Here is a 9,321-nt window from a genome sequence, read left to right as displayed (position 1 = left end):
CGTTCTTTAACAATTTGGAAAGCTGATATTTAGTAATCAATCAATATTGAGTAACTGAGAATATCGAAAGATGTTCTTTCAAGACTACTCTCTACTTGACATACGGCGCAACGAAAGTTGCAAACGTAAATTTGATTAGACAGTCATGCATACAACAGTGCTTTAATGCACACCTGGCTCCGGATAAAAAGGCGGAGGTTAGGCGCAACGTTATCCATCCTTTTAGGATGTCGCATCCTTTGGATAGTATTGTACGGTAGCAAACCTTATTCCTTACTCATGTGAATAAGACAGTGGCTACGACGAACAGGGTAACCTGGGAAGCTATTTAGGGTTGTATGGTTAAGTGACTAAGCGTATACGGTGGATGCCTTGGCAAATAGAGGCGATGAAGGACGTGTAAGTCTGCGAAAAGCTGTGGTGAGTTGACAAAACGCATTTGAGCCACAGATGTCCGAATGGGGGAACCCACTGCTTCGGCAGTATCTGCAACTGAATACATAGGTTGTAGAGGCAAACGAGGGGAACTGAAACATCTAAGTACCCTTAGGAAAAGAAATCAACCGAGATTCCCTTAGTAGCGGCGAGCGAAAGGGGAGCAGCCGATAAACAAAGTGTTAGTGGAATCTTCTGGAAAGTTGAGCGATACAGGGTGATAGCCCCGTACATGAAGATGCTTTGTTTACATATTAAGTAGGTCGGGACACGTGTTATCTTGACTGAAGATGGGGGGACCATCCTCCAAGGCTAAATACTCCTATTTGACCGATAGTGAACCAGTACCGTGAGGGAAAGGCGAAAAGAACCCCTGTGAGGGGAGTGAAATAGAACCTGAAACCGTATACGTACAAGCAGTGGGAGCCCTTCGGGGTGACTGCGTACCTTTTGTATAATGGGTCAGCGACTTATATTTAGTAGCAAGGTTAACCGTTTAGGGGAGCCGTAGCGAAAGCGAGTGTTAACTGCGCGTCTAGTTGCTAGGTATAGACCCGAAACCCGGTGATCTAGCCATGGGCAGGTTGAAGGTTGAGTAACATCAACTGGAGGACCGAACCCACTAACGTTGAAAAGTTAGGGGATGACTTGTGGCTGGGGGTGAAAGGCCAATCAAACCGGGAGATAGCTGGTTCTCCCCGAAATCTATTTAGGTAGAGCCTCGGACGAATTCCTTTGGGGGTAGAGCACTGTTAAGGCTAGGGGGTCATCCCGACTTACCAACCCTTTGCAAACTCCGAATACCAAAGAGAACTATCCGGGAGACACACGGCGGGTGCTAACGTCCGTCGTGAAGAGGGAAACAACCCAGACCGCCAGCTAAGGTCCCAAAATATTGCTAAGTGGGAAACGATGTGGGAAGGCCCAGACAGCTAGGAGGTTGGCTTAGAAGCAGCCACCCTTTAAAGAAAGCGTAATAGCTCACTAGTCGAGTCGGCCTGCGCGGAAGATGTAACGGGGCTAAGCAATATACCGAAGCTGCGGCAGCATGTTTACATGCTGGGTAGGGGAGCGTTCTGTAAGCCGCTGAAGGTGAACTGTGAAGTTTGCTGGAGGTATCAGAAGTGCGAATGCTGACATGAGTAACGATAATGCGGGTGAAAAACCCGCACGCCGGAAGACCAAGGTTTCCTGTCCCATGCTAATCAGGGCAGGGTAAGTCGGCCCCTAAGGCGAGGCAGAAATGCGTAGTCGATGGGAAACGGGTTAATATTCCCGTACTTATATAATCAGTGATGGAGGGACGGAGAAGGCTAGGCAAGCTTGGCGTTGGTTGTCCAAGTGAAAGTGCGTAGGCTGAGAAATTAGGTAAATCCGGTTTCTTAAGGCTGAGACACGAGACGAGCCACCAAGGTGGTGAAGTTGTTGATGCCCTGCTTCCAGGAAAAGCTTCTAAACTTATGATTATGTGAACCGTACCCCAAACCGACACAGGTGGTCAGGTAGAGAATACTAAGGCGCTTGAGAGAACTCGGGTAAAGGAACTCGGCAAAATTGTACCGTAACTTCGGGAGAAGGTACGCCCCTGATTGTGATAGGACTTGCTCCTTAAGCAGTCGGGGGTCGCAGTGACCAGGTGGCTGGGACTGTTTATTAAAAACACAGCACTCTGCAAACTCGAAAGAGGACGTATAGGGTGTGACACCTGCCCGGTGCCGGAAGGTTAATTGATGGGGTTAGCGTAAGCGAAGCTCTTGATCGAAGCCCCGGTAAACGGCGGCCGTAACTATAACGGTCCTAAGGTAGCGAAATTCCTTGTCGGGTAAGTTCCGACCTGCACGAATGGTGTAACCATGGCCACGCTGTCTCTACCCGAGACTCAGTGAAATTGAAATCGCAGTGAAGATGCTGTGTACCCGCACCTAGACGGAAAGACCCCGTGAACCTTTACTACAGCTTGGCACTGAACATTGAACCTACTTGTGTAGGATAGGTGGGAGGCTTTGAAGCAGAGACGCTAGTTTCTGTGGAGCCGTCCTTGAAATACCACCCTGGTATGTTTGATGTTCTAACATAGGTCCCTAATCGGGATTGTGGACAGTGTCTGGTGGGTAGTTTGACTGGGGCGGTCTCCTCCCAAATAGTAACGGAGGAGCACGAAGGTTAGCTAATCACGGTCGGACATCGTGAGGTTAGTGCAATGGCATAAGCTAGCTTAACTGCGAGACAGACACGTCGAGCAGGTACGAAAGTAGGTCATAGTGATCCGGTGGTTCTGTATGGAAGGGCCATCGCTCAACGGATAAAAGGTACTCCGGGGATAACAGGCTGATACCGCCCAAGAGTTCATATCGACGGCGGTGTTTGGCACCTCGATGTCGGCTCATCACATCCTGGGGCTGAAGTCGGTCCCAAGGGTATGGCTGTTCGCCATTTAAAGTGGTACGCGAGCTGGGTTTAGAACGTCGTGAGACAGTTCGGTCCCTATCTGGTGTGGGCGTTGGATGATTGAGGGGAGCTGCTCCTAGTACGAGAGGACCGGAGTGGACGAACCGCTGGTGTTCGGGTTGTTTTGCCAAAGGCATTGCCCGGTAGCCAAGTTCGGAATCGATAACCGCTGAAAGCATCTAAGCGGGAAGCGAGCCCCAAGATGAGTCATCCCTGGACTTAAGTCCTGGAAGGGTTGTTATAGACTATGACGTTGATAGGCAGGATGTGGAAGCGTTGCAAGGCGTTAAGCTAACCTGTACTAATTGCCCGAGAGGCTTAACCATACAACGCCTAAGTAGCTTTATATAAACGCGCTAAAGCGCAGTCGCGATAAAATCTTTAACCGCAAAATGCGATTTTGCTGAGATTTTATTAGCTCGCTAAAGTGTAACGTTTATAAGCATTTAGAGTGTTGTTTGAGTAGACTGTCTAATTATTAAGTGAGAGTAGTTTAGTTACTCTGATTGATACGAATATCAAAGCTTTCCGAAATTGTTAATACAAGTTAATGCCTGGCGGCAATAGCGACGTGGTCCCACCTGAATCCATTCCGAACTCAGAAGTGAAACACGTTAGCGTCGATGGTAGTGTGGGGTCTCCCCATGTGAGAGTAGAACACCGCCAGGCTCCCAATTCTAAGAAAAAGGGCTATCCGAAAGGGTAGCCCTTTTTTGCATCTGGCGATGAATACGACGTCGTCCCTACTATCAGCAACATCAGGATAGCCCTTTACCTTAGAAAGGCACTGCGTGCCACTCCCATGAGAGCCTAACCATCGAGGGTCATATCCATAAACCCTCTGCGAACAGCGTCCTTTAGTGATACATCCCTGTAGCGGGCGTCCAGCTCGCCATCCATGGCTCGCGTTCATCACTTGCCGAATGCCACCGGCATTCGACATGCTTCTACGAAGCACCGTTCTTCACCCCCATGTGAGACAATAATTAAATAAAAGAAAGAATGTCATCCAGGAATGCACGCAGTACTTATCCGGGACCTCCGTCGCACAACCTTAGAGTTCAAAAGAGCACTATACCCAGCACTAAGAAAAGAAAAAGAACCGTCATCCCCGAAAGCACACCGTGCTTATCGGGGATCCCCCTCGTGCAACCGTAGAGTCAAAAAGCGCACCGACGCTATCGCTAATACATCTCCGTCATCCCCGAAAGCACACAGTGCTTATCGGGGATCCCCCTCGTGCAACCGTAGAGTTTAAAAGAGCCTATACCCAGCACTAAGAAAAGAAAGAATGTCATCCCCGAAAGCACGCAGTGCTTATCGGGGATCCCCCTCGTGCAACCGTAGAGTTCAAAAGAGCCTATACCCAGCACTAATAAAAGAAAAAACCGTCATCCCCGAAAGCACGCAGTGCTTATCGGGGATCTCCATGGTGTAATTGTAGAATCAAAAAAGGCACTGTACGGAGAACTTATAAAGGTAAAATGCTAAAATCCATTCAAATAGTACAAGTAAGTATCTAAGTGATCAGAAAGCATTTTAAAACAAAGGGATTTATTCATGGCGGAACTGTTTTAAACAGTCGTGGTGAGAGTGTTGATCTATCTGTACTTCCGCCATTTTTACGCACACTTTTAGTCACCGACGGTACGGTCACTAAAAGTCTGGAAGCCTATTACTGGGAACCCATCAGTGTTGTAAGCATTACCCAGGAACTGGTAGACGCGCCACTAAGAGAAACGGTCTTTGATACCTCAGATAACCAACAGTTCTTGCATCGAGAGATACAGCTTGTTGGTCAGCATTCCAGTCAGATCTACGCCACAGCGGATTCTTATCTTTGCCTTAATAAACTTCCATCGTCTACGGCCAGCCGTATTGTGGCCAATCAAATTGGTATCGGTGAACTACTAAGAGATGAGGGACTGGAATCATACCGAGAAATATTCGATTTCGGCCTTACTGAGATAGCCCTTAGCGCGAATGGTCTAAAGGAAAAGGTTGCTTACCGCACTTATGTAATAAATATAAATGGTGATAATGCAATCGAGATCACCGAGTACTTTCCGATTGATTGTTATCGTTGATAACGTTTAAAGCATACCGTTTTTTTCATACACTATTGATAACTATTCTGTTGTACTCAGCGCACGTAGTACGTTGGTTTTAATATACCTGGAAGTAAAATGACAAAGTTAAATCGTAAAGCGTTTTTCTTAGACCGCGATGGTGTGATTAACGTTGATCACGGCTATGTAAGCTCCCCTGACAGCTTTGAGTTTGTTGCTGGTGTCTTTGAGGCCTGTAAGATTATCGTTAATCACGGCTATGACATTATCATTGTCACCAATCAGGCCGGTATAGGACGCGGTTACTATAGCGAAGAACAGTTTGCCGGGCTAACTGTCTGGATGCGCGAACAGTTTAAAGAAAGGGACATCCACATTACCGATGTCAGGTACTGTCCTCACCACGCTACTCATGGTCAGGGTGAATATTTAAAAGACTGTGCTTTTCGTAAACCTAATCCCGGCATGATCGTAGCAGCGGCCAGAGAACATGGCATCAATGTCGCTGAGTCAGTGTTGGTCGGTGACAAGATGTCAGATATTCAGGCCGGTCAGTCTGCCGGTATTCCTGCTCTGTTTCTGGTTGATTCTCATTATGATGCAGATGGCGTAGCTAGCGGTTATCAACGTTGCGGGAGTTTACTTGAGGCTGTCAGGCTCTACTTCGCTTAATATAAAAAAGGGCACCGTGTTGGTGCCCTGAATTATTCAGCGTTGTTAGTTAAACGCGTTCAAAGATGGTGGCAATACCCTGACCCAGGCCGATACACATTGTTGCCAGACCCAGCGTTTTATTATTTGCTTCCATCAGGTTAATCAGAGTTGTACTGATACGTGAACCAGAGCACCCCAGCGGATGACCAAGAGCAATTGCTCCACCATTCAGGTTTACACGATCGTCGTACTTATCTAACCAGCCGAGTTGTTTAATACAGCTTAATGCCTGAGCCGCAAAGGCTTCGTTGAACTCCGCAATCTCAATATCTTCCATGGTCAGGCCAGCACGTTTAAGTGCTTTCTGAGTTGCTGGGACCGGACCATAGCCCATAATAGCAGCATCACAACCAGCCACGCCCATCGAGCGGATTTTTGCACGAGGCGTTAATCCAAGCTCTTTTGCTCGATCGGCAGACATCAACAGCATGGCTGATGCGCCGTCTGAAATCGCTGAAGCACTACCTGCGGTAACTGTACCGTTAACCGGGTCGAACACTGGGCGTAGCGCAGCCATCGACTCAACCGTGCTATCCGGGCGGATAACTTCGTCAAAATCAACCATCTTTAACACGCCGTCGGCATCGTGGCCTTCAGTTGCCACGATCTCACTGGCCCAGCGCCCTTCAAGGTGAGCCTGATGGGCTTTTTGGTGAGAGCGGGCAGCAAAAGCGTCCTGCATTTCGCGGGTAATACCGTTCTGGCGACCCAGCAGTTCCGCGGTCATGCCCATATTGCCAGACGCTTTGGCGGTATATTTTGCCAGGGCAGGGTGGAAATCCAGGTTATAGGTCATTGGCACATGACCCATGTGCTCTACACCACCAATCATGTATACTTCACCCTGACCGGTCATAATGCCCATGGTAGCATCATGCAGCGCTTGCATTGATGAGCCACACAACCGGTTCACGGTGACAGCAGAAGTGCTGCGGGGAATTTCGGTTAGCAGCTGTGCATTTCGGGCAATATTAAAACCCTGTTCTTTGGTTTGCTGTACGCAGCCCCAGATAATATCTTCAATTTCAGCCGGATCTACCTGCGGGTTTCGCGCTACCAGTGCGCTCATGAGGTGAGCTGACAAGCCTTCAGCACGAACGTTTCTGAATACACCACCCTTGGAGCGGCCCATGGGGGTACGAATACAGTCAATAACTACTACATCTTTCATGATTATGTCTCCTAAGGTGATTAAGCGAAGTAAGATTTACCTTCGGCTGCCATTTGGCGAACACCGTCTGTAATTTGGTAAATCGGACCTAAATGGGCGTATTTGTCAGCAAGTTCGACAAAATTCGCTAATCCCATAGTTTCGATGTAACGGAAAATACCACCTCGGAATGGCGGGAAGCCAAGGCCATAAATCAGCGCCATATCGGCTTCTGCAGCACTCGCCACAATGCCTTCTTCCAGACAACGAATCGCTTCGTTAGCCATAGGAATCATCAGACGAGCAATGGTTTCTTCATTGCTAAACTCTTTAGCCTCAGCCTGATAAGGCTTAAATAACTCGTAAGCTTCAGGGGCAGCATCTTTCTTCGGCTTACCACGCTTGTCTTTGCTGAAGTTATAGAAGCCTTTACCGTTTTTCTGACCAAGACGCTCATTGTTAAACAGCAGCGTAATCGGGTCATTTTCTACCTTTTGCATGCGTTCCGGTATACCTTCTGCCATAACAGAAGCCGCGTGATCACCGGTATCCATGCCAACAACGTCCAGCAGGTAAGCAGGACCCATCGGCCAGCCAAACTGTTTTTCCATTACCTTATCAACGGCAACAAAATCAGCACCGTCCAGTACCAGCTTGGAGAAACCGGCAAAGTAAGGAAATAATACGCGGTTAACCAGGAATCCCGGGCAGTCATTCACCACGATCGGGGTCTTGCCCATTTTCAGTGTAGTAGCGACAACGGCTGCAATGGTATCGTCAGAGGTTTTCTCGCCACGAATGATCTCAACCAGTGGCATACGGTGTACCGGATTAAAGAAGTGCATACCGCAGAAACGCTCTGGTTTTTCCAGACTTTCAGCCAGATGGTTAATGGAAATGGTTGACGTGTTAGAGCAAAGGATGGTGTCGTCACTCACGTTCTGCTCAGTTTCCTTCAGCACGATACTTTTTACTTTAGGATTCTCTACAACCGCTTCGATAACCAGGTCAACATCCTTAATTGCAGAGTATTCCAGTGATGGCGTGATGGCGTTTAATGTTTTTGCCATCTGTTCAGGTTTTACTTTGCCGAGCTGAATACCTTTATTAAGAATGTTGGCGGCTTCAGAAAGACCTAAATCAAGCGCTGGCTGATTGATATCTTTCATAATTACCGGCATACCTTTAACAGCGCTTTGGTAGGCAATACCGCCACCCATAATACCCGCGCCCAGTACCGCGTTCGTCGCGACCTCTTTGCTGGCAGATTTGGCCAGCTTTTTACCTTTACTCTTAACCAGCTGATCAGCCATAAAAATGCCAATCTGTGCTTTCGCCGCATCGGTTTTAGCCAGCTTCACAAAGCCTTCATTTTCCAACGCTAACGCGCCATCGCGGTCAAGGTTTGCTGCATTCTTAACGGTTTCTACCATCATGTGTGGTGCCGGGTAGTGCTTACCGGCTTTAGCCGCTACGAACGCCTGAGCGGTAGAGAAGCTCATTATTGCTTCATTACTGTTTAGCTTCAAAGGTGCTTTTTTGTTTGCCCGGCGGGCTTGCCAGTCCAGTTTTCCGGCAACCGCATCGGCCAGCATGCTAAGTGCTGCATCAACTAATTTTTCTGGAGCTACAACTGCGTCAACGGCACCTTCATCCAGTGCTTGTTGTCCTTTACGTGGTTTGCCGGTGGTCATCCACTCAAGGGCGTTGTCTGAACCAATAATACGCGGTAAACGAACAGTGCCACCAAAGCCTGGCATAATACCGAGGTTCACTTCCGGGAGACCAATGGATGCTGTCGTATCAACTACACGAAGATCACAAGCCAGAGTCATTTCACAACCGCCACCAAGAGCAAAACCATTTACAGCGGCAATCGTTGGTACGGGGAGATCTTCAAAGCGGTTAAATACGGAAGATGTTTTACTTGCCCAGCTCAGAACTTCTTCGTCAGAAAGTGAAAACATATCGGTAAATTCAGTGATATCCGCTCCCACGATAAAGGCAGATTTAGCACTGCGCACAACAACACCGGTAATGTCGCTGTTGCCAGCAATTGCCTGGGTTGCTTCATCCAATTCACTGATGGTCTGGCGGTCGAATTTATTTACCGAACCCTTGGCATCAAATACCAGCTCAGCAAAACCGTTATCCAACAGTGATACCGTTAGATTTTGGCCTTCGTAGATCATTGTTGTCTCCTTTCAGCATTACGCGTGAAATTAATTAAATTGTAGGGAGGCGCGTTCGTTTAAAACCCTGATTCTTTCCAATACCGGCATAAATAGCAACAAAAATTCAAACAAGTGTTTCAATTATGCTAGGAAGATGGTGCCTAAGGTAACGTTTTCAAGCCCTTTAACGCATATTTAATTTATTTATAGTTGTGTATAGACGTGTATGTTACTGCCTTTTTTTCGGCAACTTTGCTAAATTAAAGGCAGGCATCAGTATCACCGCTATGATGTTAGCACTGTTGCTTGATTTTTGCGCTGAAACACGATG

General features: G+C 47.7%; 4 protein-coding genes and 2 rRNA genes. 4 read left to right on the top strand and 2 right to left on the bottom strand.

Going from position 1 to position 9,321, the window contains the following annotated elements; all coding sequences use genetic code 11:
* Nucleotides 1–340 precede the first annotated feature (340 nt).
* From BFC17_RS10340 to BFC17_RS10325, 4 genes are all read left to right on the top strand, one after another.
* A 23S ribosomal RNA gene (locus BFC17_RS10340) occupies nt 341–3,209 on the top strand.
* Nucleotides 3,210–3,436: 227 nt separating this feature from the next.
* Nucleotides 3,437–3,552, top strand: a 5S ribosomal RNA gene (rrf, locus tag BFC17_RS10335).
* Nucleotides 3,553–4,406: 854 nt separating this feature from the next.
* Entirely contained in the window at nt 4,407–4,970 is a 564-nt protein-coding gene (locus BFC17_RS10330) for a chorismate--pyruvate lyase family protein (protein WP_070176404.1), read from the top strand.
* Nucleotides 4,971–5,069: 99 nt separating this feature from the next.
* Nucleotides 5,070–5,624, top strand: a complete 555-nt coding sequence (locus BFC17_RS10325; protein WP_070176403.1) for a D-glycero-alpha-D-manno-heptose-1,7-bisphosphate 7-phosphatase — start codon at nt 5,070–5,072, stop codon at nt 5,622–5,624.
* Between the two features lie 49 nt (nt 5,625–5,673).
* Here BFC17_RS10325 and fadA read toward each other — a convergent pair whose 3' ends face one another.
* Both fadA and fadB read right to left on the bottom strand, forming a co-directional pair.
* The gene (fadA, locus tag BFC17_RS10320) at nt 5,674–6,837 is read right to left on the bottom strand and encodes an acetyl-CoA C-acyltransferase FadA (RefSeq protein WP_070176402.1); all 1,164 of its coding nucleotides are present in this window, start codon (nt 6,835–6,837) and stop codon (nt 5,674–5,676) included.
* Nucleotides 6,838–6,857: 20 nt separating this feature from the next.
* Nucleotides 6,858–9,008 (bottom strand): fatty acid oxidation complex subunit alpha FadB, encoded by a 2,151-nt coding sequence (gene fadB, locus BFC17_RS10315; protein WP_070176401.1) that lies wholly within the window; start codon nt 9,006–9,008, stop codon nt 6,858–6,860.
* Nucleotides 9,009–9,321 lie beyond the last annotated feature (313 nt).

Origin of the sequence: Marisediminitalea lipolytica, assembly GCF_001758465.1 — a bacterium.
GTDB classification, from domain to species: domain Bacteria; phylum Pseudomonadota; class Gammaproteobacteria; order Enterobacterales; family Alteromonadaceae; genus Alteromonas; species Alteromonas lipolytica.
Note: the sequence above shows the minus strand (reverse complement) of the source record. Positions and strands in the feature narration are given on the sequence as shown.

Bases quoted from the DNA above. Each gene is read 5' to 3' on its own strand.
- BFC17_RS10325 (WP_070176403.1), top strand. From the start codon at position 5,070: ATGACAAAGTTAAATCGTAAAGCGTTTTTCTTAGACCGCGATGGTGTG.
- fadA (WP_070176402.1), bottom strand. From the start codon at position 6,837: ATGAAAGATGTAGTAGTTATTGACTGTATTCGTACCCCCATGGGCCGC.
- fadB (WP_070176401.1), bottom strand. From the start codon at position 9,008: ATGATCTACGAAGGCCAAAATCTAACGGTATCACTGTTGGATAACGGT.